The organism is Nostoc sp. CALU 1950 (assembly GCF_051172895.1).
GTDB classification, from domain to species: Bacteria; Cyanobacteriota; Cyanobacteriia; order Cyanobacteriales; family Nostocaceae; genus Nostoc; species Nostoc edaphicum_A.
Genome location: NZ_JBDNJQ010000027.1, coordinates 1 through 20712 on the forward strand (window position 1 = coordinate 1; position 20712 = coordinate 20712).

The window sequence follows — 20712 nt, forward strand, 5'->3', positions numbered from 1 at the left end:
CATTCACGAGGATTAAAGGTGGATGAATCCAGTTCAAAGACTCATTCACGAGGATCAAAGGTGGATTAATCCAGTTCAAAGACTCATTGTTGCATTATAAAATGTATGCCCAATGCCCCATGCTCAATACCAATTAAATTTTAGGCGAACCGAGAGCATTCAATAATAGCAGTGACCACGGCATTTTAATATCAGGTATGAGCCATGAGTATTGTCTTAGTACAGGCAATGCAGCTGGCAGTACAAAACGTAGAGAACGTAGCGATGCAGGCTGATCGCCATTCTCATCGACAATTCCATATTTCTTAGCTAGTTCAGCAACAATCTGCACACGTCCTGTACGGCTCATAACATTTGGCTCACAAGCAAGTGCAGCAATCACCCGTCCAGTTAATAAGGGAGTTTCCCAGTTATAGCGATCGCTAATTAATGAGTTTTTTGGGTCAGTAGCATTAGTTTGATTCATTTCCGAAGCAAAACGGGCAAAAAGCTCAGTACCAACAATACCTGGCCAAATTGAAACAGAAGCAACATTATAAGGCTTGAGTTCAACAGCCATATCAGCAGCTAGGCGATCGCAAGCGGCTTTACCAACACCATAAGCTGTATTAAAAATATAAGACATACTACCCCACGAGGAAATGGTGCAAATTAGTCCAGAATTACGCTTAGTCATCATTCGGGCTGCAAAAATACTCGCAACATAATGGCTACGAAGACCAACATTGTTACTAGCATCCCAAAGACTTGGTTCACAATCCCAAAAGGGCTGCCCATAAGCGTCTCTTAATGCTTGAACTCCTGAGTAAGCATTATTTACCAGTAGGTCGAGTTGTCCATCCTGCTCATCTTGAATGCGATCGAAAAGCAAACGTACCTGTTCATCGTCGCTGTGGTCTACTTGAACAGGAATGCATACACCACCGACTTCCTCAATAGCTAATTGAGTGTCACCAAGACTTCCTGAAACCGCATCACTGGAAGAGTTGTTGAGGCTGCGACCTGTAATGTATACAGTTGCACCTGCTTCACCAAGGCCAATCGCAATTCCCCTACCAATTCCCCGTGTAGCCCCTGTGACCAAAGCCACTTTACCTTCAAGGTGTTTCATGATTGCTCATTTGTCCCTAATCTTTTACAAGCTAGTGCGTAAGTCCTGTTTATAAAATACCTACAGATAGAAGGAAACAAAACAGATGAACGCTACAATCTATCAGGAAAGCAAAGAAATAGTTAAATCCAAAGTGCCTTCATGACGGCTAACTTGACATCTATAACGACATTTGACTTTGTGACTATGCTATCCCAGGCTGCGGCGGCCTATCGAGGAGAGAGAGGTACACGCCCTAGTGCTGAAATATTAGTAACTGCGTTGCTACAAGCAGAAAAAGCTGCCAAGCAGCAACGGTTGACTTATCCGTTTGAGTCTCTTGTCGGTAAATGGCAACTTTGCTTTGTTACTGGTACTAAAAAAGCGAGAAAGCGTGGGGGAATTTTATTAGGCAAGGGTTTGTATGTACCCAAGTTTATTGCAATCCATGTTTCCTTTGATGCCACTTTGCAACAGGATTCAAATCGAGGCGAAATTAGTAATCAGGTTGAATTTGGCCCAGTTTTATTGAAGCTCACGGGGCCAGTGCAATATTTAGGTAAGAAAAATTTATTGGCGTTTGACTTTAACCAGATGCTTATCAGTCTGTTTGGTCGTGTTGTTTACAACAGACCAATCCGTGCTGGTCAAATTCAAACAGAAGATTTCTACAACCAGCCCATAGCTAAATTACCCTTCTTTGGCTTCTTTTTAGTGACGGAAGATTTCATTGCAGCTCGTGGTCGTGGAGGAGGATTAGCATTTTGGATTCGAAAAGTTTAAAGACTTTTTCAGGAAATCAGGCAGTTTTACTGAAAGCGAGAGGGAAGAGGAGTTGACTTTTTTCTTTCATTCGTAGCGGGTGGTGCATGGAGTTCGCCTAATTTGGTCTTTTGTCTTGCCTTGTCAAAGAAGTATATGCTACTATTGATAATTGTGTGGTTAAGGACGTATAGCTCAGTTGGTTAGAGCGCTACGTTGACATCGTAGAGGTCACTGGTTCGAATCCAGTTACGTCCATTTTGTATTTGTACAGCTACAGATTAGTGTCGTTAGAACTAGTTGACTTGGCTGTTTGAGAATTTTATCCTTCGCTGAAGTTGGCGTTCGACGGCTTCTTTTGGGGTTTGGACTGAGATGTTGTAGTTGGTAAATTGTGCGATCGCATCATCGTATACTTTTTTTAGCAAGGTTAAGTCTCTCCAATCCTTGGCGTAGATAGGGTGTTTGCTTTCTCATTTCAGTAGATTCTGTAAGCAAAAAGCCATATTACTTTCTCAAAATGCTTGATTGCTTTCTCATTTCAGTAGATTCAGCAAGCAAAAAGCCATATTGCTTTCTCAAAATGCTTGATTGCTTTCTCATTTCGGTAGATTCAGCAAGCAAACTGGATTTTGCTTGCTCACTTCAGTAGATTCCGCAAGTAAACTGGAGTTTGCTTTCTCATTTCGCTAACAATATTTTTCCATTGACTCCATAACTTCTAAATTCTGTTGTATTTTAATCGAAACAGAATTCAGGAGTCAGGAACCAGAATTCAGTTGGGTATTTTGAACTTCATGGTGGATGAATCCAGGGCGTTTTTGCACTCTCACTAAATCTGCATTAGTGGTCAACAAGACAGTGGCGGGTCTGAATCCCTCACTGATAGCGTAGCGTTGAGTCCGCGTTCACTTTTAGCGTCTCGTAGAGAGCATCTTCATTCTGACTCCTGAATTCTGACTTCTGAATTCTTCTTCAATTAATTTTTTAATTTTTTTGCTCATATCATACAACTTATACGCTATTCAACCGTTTGCTCAAACATGATTTCTAACACTAAGATGTCATGCTAACAATAATTAACAAATTAAATAAAACCAAGTGAAATAAATGGCTAATACTGTTGATAATGCCGTTACCGCTGGTTCTTTTAGCAGCCTTGTCGATGCAATCAAGGCTGCTAATCTGATAGATACTCTCAAAGGTGTTGACTCGTTTATCGCCTCTGCATCCACAGATCAAGCTTTTGCAAAGCTTCCAGCAGATACTGTAGAAACATTGCTTAACAATATTAATAAGCTTCAGGAACTTCTGACCTATCATGTTGTTTCTGGCAAGATAATGCCCATAAAGCCGATTGGAGGTTCAAGTTTGAAAATTGATCCTTTCCATAATGTGAACGTAAATCATACCCCACAGTCTCAAAACCCAATGCTGTTGATGATAACGGTGTCATCCACATCATTGTTGATTCCTCAGGTAACAAATGTATAGATAACGAATCATGTGTGTGAGCTAGAAACTATTTATAGTAACTACTTCACAAGTGTCTAGATATATTTTAAGTAACTCAACCAAGTTAAATGTTATACCTCTCCCCAAACCTCTCTCCTAAGAGGAGAGAGGTTTGTTTTATATTTTGTCAGGTTGTTTCACTTAGTAAATACTTTAGACGGGGACATTATTTATCTTCAAATTTGCCCGATCAATAAAAACAACATCAGTTAAATTAATTTAACAATTTATGCTTTCAAAAAGAACCATTGTTTTAATTGAGGTATTGGCAACGCTTAAAGTGTATGAGATAAACGTATAACGTTTGAGTTTGTCACAAAAGTTTAAAAACTTGATAGTAACTCTGGAATTTTGTATAACTTTAAGCAAGTAAAATGTTATTATCACAACAACAGCTATAAAATTGCAGATATTTATAAAAGTTAAAGTTTATGATTTCAGGAGCAGGGTTTTTGTCCTATGGTCAAGCGATCGCTCCAAGCATCAATCATTGGAATCCAACAGGCTAAAAGAGCATTTACTCTCAAGGGGTGGACACAAGACAATCTAGCAGCAGAAGTCAACCTCAAGACTAGACAACCAATTTGGCGGTTTTTCAGTGGTCGTCCGGTTGAGCGTCATACCTTTATTGAGATTTGTTTGATTTTGGAACTGAATTGGCGGGAGATTGCTACCAATCCTCCGGCAGAATTCTTGGAACTAGAAGAATACGCCCAACCTCCTGTGCTAGATATTGATAGATTAGTGCAACAGGTGCGATCGCAACGCTTCGACAAAATTCAAGACCAGTGTGGTATTTTGCAGTTATTGGATATCAGCCGTCCTGTTGCGATCGATGACATATATATAGATGTGAATATTTTGGAGGAAATTGCCAGTCAACAGTGGTTAGAAATCACCGAACTGCAAAAACTTGATCCCAAAGAATTTGACCGTTTTGGCTTAGGTGAGATTGGCTTAAACCAGATACCTGGTAGACAGGCAGTTGAAACACACTCCAAGCTCAGGGTGCTAGGCAAACCAGGAGTAGGTAAAACCACCTTTTTGCAACATCTCGCCATTCAATGTAACCAAGGCGCATTTGCGGCAAATCATGTGCCGATATTTATCACACTGAGAAACTTTGCCCAAGAGTATAAGATTACCAACGACTTCAGCCTATTAAAGTACATCCGCCAGGAGTTTATCACATCCGGAATTTCAGATCCCTCAGTCATCGAAACCTTGTTTAGTGCAGGCAGAGTGTTATTGTTGCTTGATGGCATGGATGAAATTCTTAACCAACAAAGCAATGCTGTCTTAAGCGAAATTCGTAGATTTTCAGAGAAGTATCACAAAAATAAATTGGTAGCCACCTGTCGAACAGCATCTCAAAGACTTAGACTCCGAGGCTTTACCGATGTTGAAATTGCCCCATTTACCTCAGAACAAATCCAAGCCTTCGCTCAAAAATGGTTTGTTGCCTTTAGCAAGACCAATACTCAAGATGGTCAGGCACAGTCCAGTGAGTTTATTCAGAAGCTAGACTTAGCTGAAAACTGGCAATTTCGCCAACTCGTCGTCACACCCTTATTTCTGCATCTTGCCTGCTGGGTGTTTCACGGTCAAGAAAAATTTCCGACTAAGCGGACTGACTTTTATAAGCAAGGTTTAGACCTTCTATTGGGTAAATGGGATGAAGCTAAAGGCATTGAACGAGATAACATTTACCGAGGATTTTTGTTACCACAAAAGCTTAAATTATTGAGTCAGATTGCAGCCGCGACATTTGAGGAAGGTCAGTACTTTTTTGAGCAACGCATCGTTGAGCAATATATTGGTGACTATATTCAGAATTTGACCAACGTGCCAATGGATGCAGACGAACTGCAAATAGAAAGCGAAGCAGCCCTAAAAGCAATTGAGGCTCAACATGGGCTACTAGCAGAACGGGCGCGGGGAATTTTTTCTTTCTCCTATCTGGCCTTTCAAGAATACTTCACAGCCAGGAAAATCGTTGCCAGCCATAACCTAGAGGCATTTGGGCAAGCACTCGGAGGTCTGGTCAGTCATATCACCGACCCGCACTGGCGCGAAATCTTCTTATTAACCGCCACCATGCTTCGGAGTGCAGACTCTTTAGTACAGTTGATGAAGCAACAGATTGATGCACTAGTTGCCCAAGACGCTTATTTACAAGAGTTTTTAGCATGGGCTAGTCAAAAATCTCGCAGTATTCCCACCCAAGCAAAAGATGCGACAGTTCGAGCATTTTACCTGGCCTTAAGTCGGACTCCTCACGTAGCTCCTCACTTTGCTCTAGCTAGCAGCCTCGACCAAGGAATGTTTCTAGATGCCGCATTAGATGACCTGCTGCTGGAATGTGCAATTGATGGGAACCAGGACTTTGCCCACATTCACGCCTGTGGAGATGCTCTGTCAATCATTCTGGGCATTGTTCTGGATGTCGGACTCCATAAATCCCTGCAACAACTCTCTGACCAATTTCCAAATTCTCGTCAAAGTCAAGAACGGTTTCAGCTATGGTTGCAGACAAACTATTCAGCCTGGGCTGAACAGTTAAAAAAGACGATCATTAATTATCGCAACATTAACCACCAGTGGCAGTTTAGTACTGAACAACAGCAAGTGTTACAATATTACTACGATGCTAATCAGTTACTACTCGATTGCCTGCATAGCAATTGTGAAGTAACCGCCGCTATCAGGCAAGAAATTGAAGCCACCTTATTGTTGCCTCAGAAGGAACTTGAGGATAGGGAATGGCAATAGTTCCGTTGATTAACCCTTTAGAGAAAGTTAAATTACCCCCCTTAATCCCCCGATGCATTGGGGGAAAAAAGAAATCTAGTTCCCTCCCCTTTGCAAGGCTACGGTGTATACACATCTCTACACACGACTCAAAACGTCATGTGATCCTCCTAAATCCTCCTTAAAAAGGAGGACTTTGAGAGATTTTTGCCTGCCTTTTTAAGGGGGGTTGGGGGGGTCTAAAACGTTTTGCTACCGACTAGAGGACTTTTAAAACATCTTCTTACAGACAAAGCAGAGATTTTTGTAACTTGAAAAGTTTTCCTACGTTTTGTGTCGTAATTAATCAACTCATTTAGGAAATCAAACAACACTTGCTCATAGTATAAGAACATAACCTAGCAATTTTAAGCATTTAAGTGGTTTTCTGGTACTTTTTATTTGACCTATTCGGTTCTCTGCTCTCTTTAAGACTAAGGATTTTTCAGATCACTTTGCAATTAAAGCCTTAATCGCAGGTCTTATTATGAATTTCATCAATGACTATTGCTTGGCAGTTGGGATACTCAAAGGTGTACAAGTACTTGTTGTAGACAATGATCGCGATAGTAGAGATTTGTACGCATTTTTACTCAAAGACCTGAGCGCAAATGTGATTACCGCTGGTTCAGTAAAAGAAGCTTTAGAAACCCTGAGTTGGTTTACACCCAACATCCTTGTCTGTGAAATTAGGTTTTTAGGTGAAAGTATTTATACATTGCTCAATATATTGAGTGCTATGGAAGCAGACAATGGTAATCATATTCCAATCATTGTGACTTCGACATCTACCACAGGTACTCATGACCAAATTCCAGATGTAGAGTTTGAAGAATATTTACTTAAACCATTCGACCTGGACAAATTTATTTCCATAATTAGGAATCAAATACAGAAAAATATGGCGGAAAATATTCGCCACGATGTACTAGTTTTACAGTAGTAGATCAGTTTAAGCGTCTATGTTGCTTGCCCGCAGCATCATAAATTTCTGGACTGTATAGCTAAAGTCGTTTAGTGCTGGAAAATGAAACTTGTATGATCGTTGTTGAAGTTCCTCTTTCGCAATGTTATGAGCGAATTACAGACCCAACTAGCAACCGATACCTGGATAGCAGCAACTTGGGATGAATATATCCAAATAATTGAAAATCCTGCCTACCAAAAAGCCAAGGGCTACTACCACAATGGACACATGAGGATTGAAATGCCACCAGTCGGGAATGACCATGCCAGCGACCATACAATTATTCTCTTTGCTGTTAACTTGTTTGCCAGTATCAAAGGTATTGCTCTAAATGGTAAGGATAATTGTACATATCGGAAAGCAGGCTTTAAGGAAGCGCAACCTGATGTGTCTTACTATATTGGTGAAAATGCGGGTGTCATTCCTTATGGAACTTCAATCATTAATCTAGATATATATCCACCATCAGATTTAGTTATTGAAGTTGCGAATACTTCACTTGCTGATGATCAAGGTGAAAAACGGCTTTTGTACGAAGATTTAGGAGTGAAAGAATACTGGATTTTAAATGTCCAGAATGTCCAAGTTATGGCTTTTGCCATTGAGAACCAAGGTAGTAGGCGAATTACAGAATCTCAGGTATTACCAGGATTAGCAATTTCTTTATTAAACGATGCATTACGACAGACTCGCCAAATAAATCAAAGTCAAGTTGGTGCTTGGTTATTAACCCAATTTCAGCAATAAGTACAAACTGCCTTGGGGTAGGGAATGGGGAATGGGGAAAAAGATACAGAGCAACTAATGCCTGATTGCACCATAGCAATCCTATGAGATTTGTGAGAATTGCAAGTCATAGAATCTCACGAATGGTTCAGGATTGCACTAATACATTGTGGCTAAAGTCACCCATTCAGGTGAAGACATACAGAAATACTAATGCCTAGTATGAAGGAAGATTAAGCAACTATGAAGCACATTATGCGTCTAGTTGTTAATTGACTCATAAAAATTTAATCCTAAAGCTTTAACAACTCCGTATTTTCAACTTATCTCTAACTAAAAGCTACTCTTATATAGCAAGATTTACAGGCTTCTTTAATATGGCTACGCACATAGAAATTCCAGTTATTGGCAAAGTTAAGTATCCATTACGCTGGCTGATGGGGCTGATGGCAGGGGGTGCTTTGCTTGTGGGTACAGTTACAACCTACACCTTGGTAAAACAAGGGACAAACAAAGAAGATATTGCTCAATTAACTGTGCCAGTGGCAGCACAAAATGTGACATTGCGGATTACAGCTAGTGGGAAAGTCGTGCCAGTTCAGAGCGTCAATATTAGTCCGAAGAACCCCGGTGTGCTGTCGCAATTATACGTGGAACAAGGCGATCGCATTCAACAAGGGCAAATTCTCGCCCGGATGGATAGTGCCAGCATCGAAGCCCAAAGGAGCCAGTACCGTGCCAACTTAGCCCAAAGTCAAGCACAGCTAGCCCAAGCTGTTGCTGGTAGTCGTCCTCAAGAAATCGCTCAAGCTAGGGCGCGATTAGCACAAGCTCAAGCTCAACTAGCTGCGGCTAAGGCTGGTAATCGTCCTCAAGAGATTGCTCAATCTCAATCACAAGTGGATGCGGCTCAAGCAAGGGTGAATTACACCAGTGAACAGGTAAAGCGTTATCAATACTTATATAAAGAGGGAGCAGAGAGAAAACAATTACTCGATCAAGCCATCAGTGACGACAAAAGTGCTAGAGCTAGTTTAGAAGAAGCTAAAAAACGATTGTCGTTAGTCCAAAGTGGCACTCGGACTGAGGAAATCGACCAACGCCAAGCAGCTGTCAATGAAGCACGAGCAGCATTGGTACTCTTAGAAGATGGCACTCGTTCTGAAGAAATTGTCCAGCGTCAAGCAGCAGTTGCATCTGCTGAGGCTCAATTGAAGGGTGTGCAAGTGCAGTTAGATGAGACTATTATTCGCGCTCCTCTTTCGGGAATTGTTACTCAAAAGTATGCTGATCCAGGGGCGTTTGTTACACCCACAACTTCTGCTTCTGCTAGTGCGTCGGCAACTTCCAGTTCAATTGTGGCTGTAGCAAGGGGTTTAGAAGTATTAGCTCAAGTTCCCGAAGCCGATATTGGCAGAATTAAGCAGGGACAGCAAGTGGAAATTGTCGCCGACGCTTATCCCGATCAAGTTTTTAAAGGTAAAGTGCGCCTGATTGCTCCCGAAGCAGTGGTGGAACAAGGTGTAACATCCTTCCAGGTGCGGGTTGCTCTCGATACTGGGACAGATGAGCTGCGTTCTGGACTAAATGTGGATCTGACTTTCTTAGGCGATCGCGTTAATAATGCCTTAGTATTACCAACGGTGTCAATCGTCACCGAAAAGGGTCAAACTGGGGTACTCATACCAGATGCAAACAATAAACCCCAGTTCCGCGAAGTTACAATTGGGGCGCAAATCCAAAATCAAACTCAGATTTTAGGGGGAATTAAAGAAGGCGATCGCGTTTTTGTGAACCCACCTAAAGACTACAAAATTGAAAAAGCGAAAGAACAGAATAATTCGTAATTCGTAATTGTTTAAGATATGAATTTTTTAGAAAGTGTCCAAATGGCGGGGAAAACTCTGCTATCGAATAAGCTGCGTAGCGCCCTCACTATGTTGGGTATAGTTATTGGCAACGCCTCAGTGATTGCCATGATTGGGATTGGCGAAGGTGGGCAAAAGTTCGTTAATAAACAGCTGGAGTCACTAGGGCCAAATGTGCTATTTGTACTGCCAGGTAATCGAGAAACTCAGCGGATATCCTTTGAAGTGCCAAAAACTCTGGTGTTGCAAGATGCGGAAGCGATCGCTTCTCAAGTACCAACAGTAGTAGGAGTTGCGCCAGAGTTAAACAGAAGACAGGTAGTTACATACCGCAATAAAAACACCGATGTCAACATCATTGGCACAACTCCCAGCTTCCTATCAGTGCGGGATTTTGAAACTGCCAAAGGTAGGTTTTTCTCTGAGGTAGACATCAAGCGAAGTAACCAAGTTGTAGTGCTGGGTGGAGACTTGGCAGAAAAACTATTTGGCAGTAGTAACCCGATAGGACAGCAATTGCGAGTTGGAAATACCAGTTTTCAAGTGATTGGGACGCTAATAGCCAAAGGTTCCAGCGTGGGAGCAGATTATGATGATGCTGCTTTAATACCGATTACGACTTCAGCAAACCGACTTGTGGGAAAGAATTCTCCTTATGGTATTGCTTTAGATTATCTTGTTGCTGCCGCTAGTGATTCCGATAGCGTGGATGCAGCAGAATTTCAAATTACTAATTTGCTGCGTCTACGGCACAAAATTAATGGCGAAGATGACTTTACTATTCGCACCCAGAAAGATGCTTTGCAAACTGTCGGTCAAATTACAGGTGCATTGACAATTATGCTAGCTGCGATCGCAGGCATATCGTTATTTGTCGGCGGCATTGGCATCATGAATATTATGCTAGTTTCCGTTACCGAACGCACCCAAGAAATCGGATTGCGAAAAGCGATCGGGGCAACTGAGCAAGATATTTTGCTACAGTTCATCATTGAGGCAGTGATAGTTTCCGCAGCTGGCGGTTTAGTTGGGACTGCGGTTGGTATTAGTGGCATCCTATTAGTGGGAGCCTTGACACCTTTAGAAGCGAGTCTTTCTCCTGTAGCGATTACTATGGCAGTTGGTGTCTCTGGAGGTATTGGTTTATTTTTTGGCGTTGTTCCTGCACGTCGCGCCGCTAAACTCGACCCCATTGTGGCTTTGAGAAGTGCTTAGTAAGGAGTGCTGAGTAATGAGTGCTGAGTGCTGAGTAATAATACGCGATGTGCAACTTAATATTCTGACCTCTCTCCAAACCTCTCTCCTTTTAGGAGAGAGGCTTTGATTTTTGCTACCCAACGCTAGTAGGGAAGGGGTTGGGGGTTAGGTTTGAGATAAAGTCGCACATGGCGTTAATAATCGCACTCAGCACTGTTTACAAAAGGATTAAAACTTTTGCGATAGAGTGCTAGGCATTGCAGAACGAATTGCACTAATAAAATTTTGGGCATAATTCTGCGTTGAAAAATCGAGGGCGCGTTGTCTGGCGGCTACTCCCGCACTCCGGGCAAATTCTTGTTCGTCAAGATAGCGGAGAATTGCGATCGCTAATTTATCCGCATCGCCGTAAGGTGTTAATAGTCCATTCATCCCATCAGTAATAATCTCTGTCGGGCCGCCTGCATCTCCAGCAATCACAGGTTTACCCAACGCCATCGCCTCAATAATCACAATCCCAAACGGCTCTTTATCCGATGCATGAACGAATACATCCATCGCCTGTACCCACTCTGGGATATTACGCTGTAGCCCAGCCATAATTACTTGCTCTTTCAAGCCCAAAGTAGCGATTTCAGTTTTTAAGAAGTCCTCATAATCCGGCTCCAAATCATGCTTACCGCCAACCACAACACAATGGGCATCGGGATACTTCTGTAAAATTTTGGGCATTGCTTGCACCAGTACGTGCATTCCCTTCCATCGTTGCAATCGTCCAACAATTCCAATCAACGGCCCGTGTAAAGGTAAGCCCAGTTTCCGGCGTGCTTCTTCTGGAGTTGGTAAAGCATTAGGCTCAAATCGGTCTAATGCGACACCAGGATAAACCAAAGGTGTTGGTCTGTGGGGCCAAATCTCTGCCTGTGCTTGTTTACCATCTTGAGAAAGAGTGATAATTGCCCGCGCTGGGATTAAAGTAGCGAATCGCACTAACCAAGTCTTATCACTAGGTACTTCTAGTTGATACCATATAGCAGGTAAGCCCGCCAGCATTGCCGCCAAACCTCCAGATATATGCGTGATCCACATCCAATTGACAATTATATCTGCACGTTCGCGGCGTGCGATCGCAGCTATGCGAAAAACAGCGCCAACAAAACGGTGGATTTGGCGTAAACGTCCACTTTCCACAACTCGCGTATCAATACCAAGAGACTTTACTTGTTCGACCATCGGGCCGTCTTCTAAAAATATCACCAGCCACTCAACACCAGCATTACGTCCCTGCTGCACCAAATCCCAAAGCATCATTTCACCGCCACCTCGTTGTTCAGCTAGCGGCATTACAATAATTACTTTCATAATCTATATCATTCCTATTTAAGTTATAAGTTTCGTCTTTTAACAAAATCCAATGACTAATGACAAATGACCAATGACCAATGACTAATGACCACTTAACGAATTATTTTGATGTTGATAATATTTATGTCCCGCCATAGCCATAGCTAAAAATCCCCAAAGAATCATTCCTGCGACGCTTAACATGCCACTACCAATAACTAGCTGAGTAGCAGAACTAATACCAATGGCACGGGCAGCACTGATAAAACTATCAAAACGACCTTCACCATATTTGCTGACACTAATAATTAAAAAAATTAATCCACCCATATAAAAGATGGCTCCAAACCAACCAAGGGTGAAAAACATATCTAAAATACCGCTATCAATTACCACCACTTCAATTTGACCGGTTTTTTCGTTGACTTTCCAAATATTTCCTAACCCATTACCTAAACCATTAGAAAGGGCTAAACCAAGATTTTTGTCATAACTTCCCGATCTATCTTTAAAGCTGTTATCTTCTTCAAGATTGGAAAATGTTTCCAAACGCGCTGCAACAACGCCAGCAATTGGCTCGATAGTTGTCAATGGCACAACACAAATTGCCATCACCACAATTATGGTGATTAGGCGCATTTGAATCCGGGTTTTGACTGAACCCATAATCAAAATTATTCCTAATAACCAGCCCCCCCAATTAGTACGTGCTTGTGTCAGCAGAAAAGACAAGTAACCAACAGCTGAAGCAGGGAAAATTAAGTTTCCTGAACTGGTAAATAACAATAGCAATCCAGCTTGCATGACGGAACCAAAGGGGCCGACTGAGTGCAATGTACTCCAGACGCGCATCCCGAAAGGCACAGGGTTTCCAGAACTCATGAATAGTTTTGATTCTATGAGCCAATACCTGTCCCACTCTGGAGCTACAACGAATTGGTATACGCCATAAGCTCCTAAAATCAACACACACCATAGGAATGTTCGCTGAATGTTTTGGCGATAGCTGGGATAATCTCGCCAATTAGTAAATAAGTGAAAAGCGAAGATGATCGGACTGAGCCAATCTAGTAAACCGCGAGCTACAGGGATAGGTGGGTTATAAATCAGACCGATTAGAAACCCATAAAAGACTCCAATAAAAGCCAAAACAAAGGGTAATCCCCCTTGGCGAGAGGCGCGGGGAAAGTGTCGTAAAAAAGTTGCTATGGTGACAAACACCACCAAATAGGGTGCTATGAGCATTTGACGGCTAGCATCCCAGCCAACTCGATAGTCAACTAAGCGGGTAGCTAAGGGCGTAAGAAACCAGATCCACCAGGTAAAGCTAATGTAGAGAATGGGATGCCGCAAGTATAAAAACACGGCTACTACTAAAGCTGTCACTGGATAAATTAGGCGTAATGCAGCAGTAGCCCCAGCAAAATAGCAAACTACAGTCAGTAATAGAAAACCTGCGATCGCCATCCAACCCTGTAGCGATCGCTCTTGGGGAGAATAGTTTTCTTGTGAAAAACTATTAAAAAGTATCTGTCTAGAATTCATTCAATTTTATATTTTGGACTTACCAAAGGTTTGTAGTAAGCACTTTAGTGCTTAAAAAATAAGGACTAAAGTCCTTACTACGAACTTATTTTTTAATTACGAATTACGAATTACGAATTCTTTATATCCTTGCCAACGTCCACGCCAAGATGCTAGTAATTTTTTCCCCGCCAACTGCCCTTGGCTAGGTAAAAATCTCAACCATTGTACGAAGCCCAAGCTATCGCATGTACCCACGAATATTGCCCAGAATAAAAATACAATCCGGCGGATAAATGGCAAATGCTCTAATAAAACTAAGGTTTCATTATGGACTAAATTAATAAAGGCAACTTCATTAAAGTTATTGCGCTGATCTTCATCAAAACGTTGTGCTGGATAGTGATCTACAGCAACGTTAGGATCATAAATTATCTTCCAACCAGCCCGCTTTAATGCGAGAGTGAATGCCATTTCAAAGTGTACTTGCGCTCCAGTACCACGCATCCGCTCATCAAAGCGTAATTGTCCGATTGCCTCTTTACGAAAACTCATGTTTACGCCCTTGAGAATATCGACTTCGCGCGGTTCTCCCACTCCCAGATGATGGTTGCCAATCACTCGCCCAAACCACTGCAACTGTCCGACCACTGGACGGGATGCGTCTTCTAATTTGCTGCCGTGGTGTATCCAATCACGCCCTCCCAGACCGCCGAGGCGACTATCTGAGGTAAAGTAAGCGGCGATGCGCTCTAACCAATCTGGGTGAGGTGCGGCATCATCATCAGTAATGGAAACAATATCGCCTTCCACTGCTGCCAATCCGGCGTTAAGGGCTGCTACTACCCCCGGTTGTGTAACTTTCACAGTATGCAGTGGCAAGTTGGGCGCGTTTAATTGCGCCAGGAATTGCCAAGTTTCTGCATCCGTATCGCGGACAACCACTATCACCTGATCAACGGGTTTAATTTGCTCCTGTAGCGCCAAAAGGCAGCGTGAGAGGTCTTGTGGACGGCGATAAGTCGGTATCAGAACTGTGTTCCGCATTCTTGCTTAACTCCTCGAATAGATCCACATAAGTTTGTGCCATAGTAATCCAGCTATGTTGTTCTGCCACAGAACGAGCTACTTGACCCATTTGTTGCATCAATGGGACATCGCTCACCAAGGACATCAGCGCCACAGCTAAAGCATCAATATCATCTGAGTCGGGTAAGACGATGCCACATTCTGGTGTCACCAACTCTGCACCTCCGGTAGCTGTGGCAGTAATTACTGGTAGTCCTGAAGAAAGTGCTTCTAACAATACGAGGCTACAAGCTTCATATCGGGAAGGAAAAATAAATAAATCTACTGACCGCATAATTTCGGGGATATCACGACGATATCCGAGAAAATGCACGCGATCGCTTAACCCCAAGGAAGCTGCCAGTTGAGGGAAGGGACTACCTTCGATATGACCCACCACCGCCAAATGTAAATCGGGAACTTTCACCAAGGCGTGCAGTATGGTATCTAAGTTCTTTCTGGGTGTGCGGATGTCTCCAGCGAACAATGCTAGGGTGACATTTTCCGGTAAACCTAATTTTTGGCGATTGCTTTGTCCGGGGGCAAACTCTTCTAAATCAACGCCATTGACAATTACGCGAATCCGAGAACGAGGTACACCAATATTGACTAATTCATGACCGATTTTTTCCGATACAGCCACAACAACCTGCGCTTTTTGGAAAGCCTGTTTTTCCCAATGGGCATTAAAAGCCGTAAACAGCCATTGGTAGAAACCATATAAGTCTCGGCGGTTGCGGGAAATATGAACAGGCGATCGCAACCATGAACTGTGGACAAAATGTACAGCATTCACATCAGCCGCAGCCAGATTAATTGCTCCATTGACTTTAACTAAATCAATTTCAGAGCGATGTTGACGTAACCAATCTGCACTTTTTTGAGCAAATACAAAATTACGCAAAAATTCTGTGGGATAGCCTTTGACTGGAATTTTAATCCAATTAACTTGGCTATTATTTTCTAATTCTGGAGCAACTTCACTAGCTAATAATGTCAGGTGATGGCCACGACGAATTGCTTCATTAGCAACCTCATAGTTTACCCGCCCCTGACCATCACCTTTTTTGATTTTATGAGTAACAATACAAAGTTTCATACTCTATTTTCCTTAGTAATATCAACTCACACAAAGATACAAATATGTAAAAGAAGAGTTGAAAAGAATCTTCTTTTTATTCTCTCTTGCTCCTTTGCATCTCTGCGATAGCCTGTGGCAAGCAGGCTCTACATCTAAGTTAAAAACAACAACTTCTAAAGGTAAAATATGATTACTTTATGATTGCTGACTCCTGAATTCTGACTTCTGAATTCTTCTTCATTATTTTGGTATTTTCATTAACTTACTTGCCACAACTCGCGGCGTGAAACTAAGAGTAAGTGCCGCTATAGTTCGCACATCAAATTTTTGTTGATTCAGCACTTGCCAAAAATAAGGACGTGCTGCGGCTATTTGTTCACTTCGCAGCAAACCAATACCCAAAGTGGTATTAGCTTCTAACCATTTCCGTTGAAAATAAGTTTTAAAGTGCTGTAAGCGAGGGTCTTCCATAAAGACTTGATAACAAAACATTTCGCTTTTAGCTTTGCGAATTTTTGCCTGTACATCTCGACTACCACTGAGCATAGTATCAGTTTGCTCATGGGCGCGATATTGCGTCAATCTTTCGGGATAGTAATAAGCGCTACCACCAGATATACAGCAGAGATAAGTTAAATATAAATCCCACATTCCACCAACTTCTGAGGGAATAGTATCCCAATCAATAAAATTATTGCGAATTACACAAGATGCAGCAGTGGGTATGCTTTTATCTATCAATCCAATTTTATAAAAAGATTGATGAATTCCTTTTGCTAGTTTGTCCCGTTTGTAAGCGCGTGTATTTTCTTCAGTTCCAATTTTATTAATTTTCCCAGATGCATTTATAATATATTGGTCGCAAAAAGCGATAACTAACTCAGAATTTGCTTCAAGTAGTGGTATTAGCTTTGCTAAAAAATCTTCATTCCAGATATCATCATCATGGAGACTAGCAACATATTTACCTCGCGCCATCTTAAAGCCATGCTGCTGATTAGCAAGCATACCCACATTTTGCTGATGTCGCCAAAATCTGATGCGTGAATCACCAAAAGATTCGACAAGTGCTTGAGGATTTTCTGGGCTACAATTATCAGAAATAATAATTTCGATATTTTGATAAGTTTGATTTACAGCACTAGCGATCGCAAGCTTAAGATACTCTGAACGATTATAGGTGGGAATAATAACGCTAACTAAAGGTGCTTCGCATTCTTGCTGCAATGACATATTGTTCTCCCTTGATGTTTTCTAAGTAGAAGATTGCACTAATTGATATTTTTAGCAAACTCAGATTATTTAGCTTGAGGGATGCTATATAACTTTTTCGCCCTCGAAGGAAAGTTAGCTATTGTTTTTGCATAAATTGTTCGCAGATTATTTACATGAGCAGCCATTGTAAATTCTTTCATCAATAAAGCATGACCTTGTATGCCCATATATCGGCTTTTTGGATGATCAGTATACAATTCATGGATCGCATCAGCCAGTTTTTGAATATCATTACCTGGAACAAGAATACCTGTTTCTCCATCTCGTAAATGTTCTGGAATTCCTCCGACTGCACTACCAATTACAGGTCGATAACGAGAGTATGCTTCGAGAGTTACAAGACCAGCAGGTTCAGGCCAAACACTAGGAAAAACGACTGCAAAACACTGTTGATAAAGTTGATTTATTTTATCGCGATCGCACCAACCATGCCAAGTAATTCGGTTATTCAATCCGAGGGTCTTTGCTAACTTTTCTAAGCGGGGTCGTTCCCAGCCTTCACCCGCAATATCAAGTTGAATTTGTGGGTTTGTATGTATTAAGGTTTTGAGTAACCATTCCAGACCTTTATCAGAAACAATTCGTCCAGCAAACAAAATTCTATGATTTTGATGAACTTCTAAACTTAGGGGTGCAGTTTCTATTTTTGGTACAGATATACCACAGTGTAGCGTTACAGTTTGTTCAGGAGGTACACCATTTTGAATTAATTCTTGGCGCACATATTCGCTATTAGCAAGAAAAGTAATTTTTACCTTTTTTAATAAATCTAATAATTGATGAGTGTTTTGAAGTTCTCTAAGAGTTTTTAAGGGTCTACGGCTACCACATTTATCTATTAACTTACCCCAGGTACATCCTAAGTAAGAGAAATTGCGATCGCAGATTGTCCGCTGCTCCGCTAAATACTTTGTGCCACTAGGACAGTAGAATGAGTGATTATGAACGCTGAAAACTGCGGGACATTCGCCTGTAAGCTGCAATAGCAAATCTGGGCTGTGGATATGCAACAGTTTAAACTGGCTTTGATCTATATTCTTGAGCGATTTTATCACGCGATCGCTAACTTCGTGTGGTCGATGTTCAAATAGAGAAGCTAAATAAGTTTCAACTCCCCCGCCTTCACCTACATCAAAATTGGAGCATTGATAAATCAGGTTTGGGTCAATTATTTTCTGGTACATATTTTCTGATATTTTTTAGTATATTTAACCAAGTTTGATAGTTGCTAAAAACTTATTATCTTTGATAATAAGGCTTTAGAATAGTGGTTTTTGGCGATATAATTTCACCAAATTACTGATACAGATACATAGCTAAGTAGAGCGACATGAATAATTTAAGGTTTGTAGTGAGGGCTTCAGCCCTCATTTGAGGACTAAAGTCCTCTCTACGAGATGCTGCGCGAACACTACGAACTAATCTCAAGATTTTTACATTACTTAATCTATTTTGATTTATTCTCGACTACTTACTTAGGGGCATACGGCTGTAGAAATATACAGCCGATTTATAGGTTGTAAGTCTTTGGGTAATCGGATATTGCTTTTAATCCGATTGTCTTACTTCATACTGCATTTGATGATATTTCCAAAGCTTACCTTTGAGTTCCAAAAGTTCTTGATATTTACCTTGTTCTACTATCCGTCCCTGTTCTAAAACTACAACTTTATCTGCTTTAGAAATGGTAGAAAGACGGTGAGCGATCGCAATTACTGTTTTACCAACAGATAGCTTTTCTAATGAATCTTGAATTAAGCGCTCAGATAGCGAATCTAAAGCACTAGTTGCTTCATCCAAAATCAAAATTTCTGGGTTCCTTAGTAAAGCTCGTGCAATAGCAATTCGCTGTCTTTGTCCTCCAGATAATCTAACACCCCTATCTCCTAATTGAGTGTTAAAACCTTCGGGCATTTCTAAAATAAATTCTAGTGCATTCGCTAGTTTAGCCGCTTCTTGAATTTCCTCATTAGTCGCTTCTGGACTTCCGTAAGAAATATTCTCCCAAACATTAGTATTGAAGATAAAAGTATCTTGACTAACAACAGCTATTTTGCGACGTAGAGAGTTAATTTCAAACTGCTGGATATCAATTTCATCAATATACAGATATCCATCTGTAGCATTATAAAATCTTGGTATTAAATCCGCAAGAGTTGTTTTACCAGCACCAGATGCTCCGACTAATGCTGTCATTTTTCCCTTTTCTATAGTCAGGGTAATATTATGCAGCACTAGATTTTGATCATCATAACCAAAATCTACAGATACTAAATCTATTGATCTTTTTAAACCAGTAAACTGAACTTTGCCATTTTTAAAGTAATATTTTTCCTCCGTTGTCAACAGCTTTTTAACATTGTCTGCCGAACCATGTAAGGTACTGAGATATGCTCTCGTTCCATTGATATCTTGAACGAAGGGAATAAAGCGAAATAACACAAAGAAAAAGGTTAGCAAAGAAGCAACTTGTAGTGTTCCATTGGTAACAAGGCTAGTGAAAGCCAAAATAATCATTCCCACCAATACTGTAGTCGCTACCCCTTCGGCAATAGGCTTCACAAGTGTCCAAGTGAATACAACTTTTGTTGTAGAACTTATTACTTTGTCGCTAGCTTTGTAGTAACGTTGACGCTCAAATTCTTGAGTACCGCAGGTGTGAACAGTCCGAATACCATTAATAAATTCTATGGCTGTTGATGTAAAATTAGCATTAGCAGTTGTCATCCCAAAACTTGATTCTCTGACTCTAGCGTTCAGATTAGACAACCCCACACCTAAAAGTGTAAATAGTAATGCTGAAATTAGCGTCAGTTGCCATGATATCAAAAACATTGATATCAAGTAGACAATAGTTGTCAATCCTCTTGTTACTAAAAAAGCACCGCCACTGAAACCCTGTCTGATCTTTTCGATTTCTGTGGTAATTGTGTTAATTAGTTCACCAGAACGAGTTTTGGCAAAGTAACTCAGCGATAAAGATTGTAACTGTTCAAAAATTTGCTTACGTAAGCGGTCGGCAAGATGTAGTTGAGATAATTCAGTATAGACTTGAGAAAAATAATTGAAGGTGGCACGTAACCAAGTACTCAATAAAATCAGCAAAGATACGCGGTAGAGGCGATTAATTGCTGATGTCTTGGCTCCTAAAATCCAAATATCAAACCATTCTATTCCTGTTTGGACAGGTTGAGCATTAGGGCTGGTTAAACTTTGCAAAAATGAAAGTAAGAAACCAATACTCACACCTTCAAAAGTTGCCGCCAAAATCGAAAATATCAGAGCTAAAATTGCAATTTTGCGAAAATGTTTAAATTCTCGCAATATCAAATAGTTTTCTTGCCAAAAGCTGGTAGCTTTGAGCAGATTACGGAATTGTTGAGGAAGTTGGGAATGCATGAATTTTATAATAATAGTTTGGCAAAGTAGATAGACCGCTATAGATGCTACGCAACCAATTTTTGCTTTAGCCTCAGTGCGGTAGATGAAATCATCAATTACCGCA

15 protein-coding genes, 1 tRNA gene and 1 pseudogene are annotated in these 20712 nt (G+C 41.1%); 8 read left to right on the top strand and 9 right to left on the bottom strand.

All coding sequences use genetic code 11. The annotated features are described in order from the left end of the window. Positions 1-133: 133 nt before the first annotated feature. Positions 134-1111 carry an SDR family NAD(P)-dependent oxidoreductase gene (locus ABF638_RS10295; RefSeq protein WP_435022524.1) on the bottom strand — a complete coding sequence of 326 codons (978 nt, stop codon included), beginning with the start codon at positions 1109-1111 and terminating at the stop codon, positions 134-136. Positions 1112-1252: 141 nt separating this feature from the next. Between ABF638_RS10295 and ABF638_RS10300 the strand changes: the two genes are divergently transcribed. Both ABF638_RS10300 and ABF638_RS10305 read left to right on the top strand, forming a co-directional pair. Continuing rightward, positions 1253-1873, top strand: coding sequence for a hypothetical protein (locus ABF638_RS10300; protein WP_435022526.1), 621 nt, complete (start codon positions 1253-1255; stop codon positions 1871-1873). Positions 1874-2036: 163 nt separating this feature from the next. After that, positions 2037-2110 (top strand) — tRNA-Val (locus tag ABF638_RS10305). Between the two features lie 38 nt (positions 2111-2148). Here ABF638_RS10305 and ABF638_RS10310 read toward each other — a convergent pair. Further along, complete coding sequence (locus ABF638_RS10310) at positions 2149-2280, bottom strand: hypothetical protein (RefSeq protein ID WP_435022528.1); 132 nt, start codon at positions 2278-2280, stop codon at positions 2149-2151. 682 nt (positions 2281-2962) lie between these two features. Here ABF638_RS10310 and ABF638_RS10315 point away from each other — a divergent pair. The 6 genes and pseudogenes from ABF638_RS10315 (at position 2963) to ABF638_RS10340 (ending at position 10933) form a co-directional block, all read left to right on the top strand. Then, positions 2963-3366 (top strand): annotated as a pseudogene (locus ABF638_RS10315) (fasciclin domain-containing protein). 460 nt (positions 3367-3826) lie between these two features. Then, a complete protein-coding gene (locus ABF638_RS10320; protein ID WP_435022530.1) occupies positions 3827-6139 on the top strand; it encodes an NACHT domain-containing protein in 2313 nt (770 codons plus the stop codon). Positions 6140-6644: 505 nt separating this feature from the next. Beyond that, positions 6645-7100, top strand: coding sequence for a response regulator (locus ABF638_RS10325; protein ID WP_435022531.1), 456 nt, complete (start codon positions 6645-6647; stop codon positions 7098-7100). 129 nt (positions 7101-7229) lie between these two features. After that, a complete protein-coding gene (locus tag ABF638_RS10330) occupies positions 7230-7871 on the top strand; it encodes a Uma2 family endonuclease (protein ID WP_435022532.1) in 642 nt (213 codons plus the stop codon). Positions 7872-8227: 356 nt separating this feature from the next. Further along, positions 8228-9697, top strand: coding sequence for an efflux RND transporter periplasmic adaptor subunit (locus tag ABF638_RS10335; protein WP_435022534.1), 1470 nt, complete (start codon positions 8228-8230; stop codon positions 9695-9697). A gap of 18 nt (positions 9698-9715) precedes the next feature. After that, entirely contained in the window at positions 9716-10933 is a 1218-nt protein-coding gene (locus ABF638_RS10340; RefSeq protein WP_069074616.1) for an ABC transporter permease, read from the top strand. A 210-nt stretch (positions 10934-11143) separates the two neighbouring features. Here ABF638_RS10340 and ABF638_RS10345 read toward each other — a convergent pair whose 3' ends face one another. The 7 genes from ABF638_RS10345 to hepA form a co-directional block, all read right to left on the bottom strand. Continuing rightward, a complete protein-coding gene (locus ABF638_RS10345) occupies positions 11144-12277 on the bottom strand; it encodes a glycosyltransferase family 4 protein (protein WP_435022537.1) in 1134 nt (377 codons plus the stop codon). 84 nt (positions 12278-12361) lie between these two features. Beyond that, positions 12362-13804 (bottom strand): O-antigen ligase domain-containing protein, encoded by a 1443-nt coding sequence (locus tag ABF638_RS10350; RefSeq protein ID WP_435022539.1) that lies wholly within the window; start codon positions 13802-13804, stop codon positions 12362-12364. 96 nt (positions 13805-13900) lie between these two features. Next, on the bottom strand, positions 13901-14830 hold the full coding sequence (locus ABF638_RS10355; protein WP_435022541.1) for a glycosyltransferase family 2 protein: 930 nt from the start codon (positions 14828-14830) through the stop codon (positions 13901-13903). Beyond that, positions 14748-15950 (bottom strand): glycosyltransferase family 4 protein, encoded by a 1203-nt coding sequence (locus ABF638_RS10360; protein WP_435022543.1) that lies wholly within the window; start codon positions 15948-15950, stop codon positions 14748-14750. The genes ABF638_RS10355 and ABF638_RS10360 overlap by 83 nt, the downstream gene beginning before the upstream one ends. 222 nt (positions 15951-16172) lie before the next feature. Next, complete coding sequence (locus ABF638_RS10365; RefSeq protein WP_435022545.1) at positions 16173-17165, bottom strand: glycosyltransferase family 2 protein; 993 nt, start codon at positions 17163-17165, stop codon at positions 16173-16175. Positions 17166-17230: 65 nt separating this feature from the next. Continuing rightward, entirely contained in the window at positions 17231-18391 is a 1161-nt protein-coding gene (locus ABF638_RS10370) for a glycosyltransferase family 4 protein (RefSeq protein ID WP_435022547.1), read from the bottom strand. Between the two features lie 364 nt (positions 18392-18755). Then, complete coding sequence (gene hepA / locus ABF638_RS10375; protein WP_435022549.1) at positions 18756-20606, bottom strand: heterocyst formation ABC transporter subunit HepA; 1851 nt, start codon at positions 20604-20606, stop codon at positions 18756-18758. Between the last annotated feature and the right edge of the window lie 106 nt (positions 20607-20712).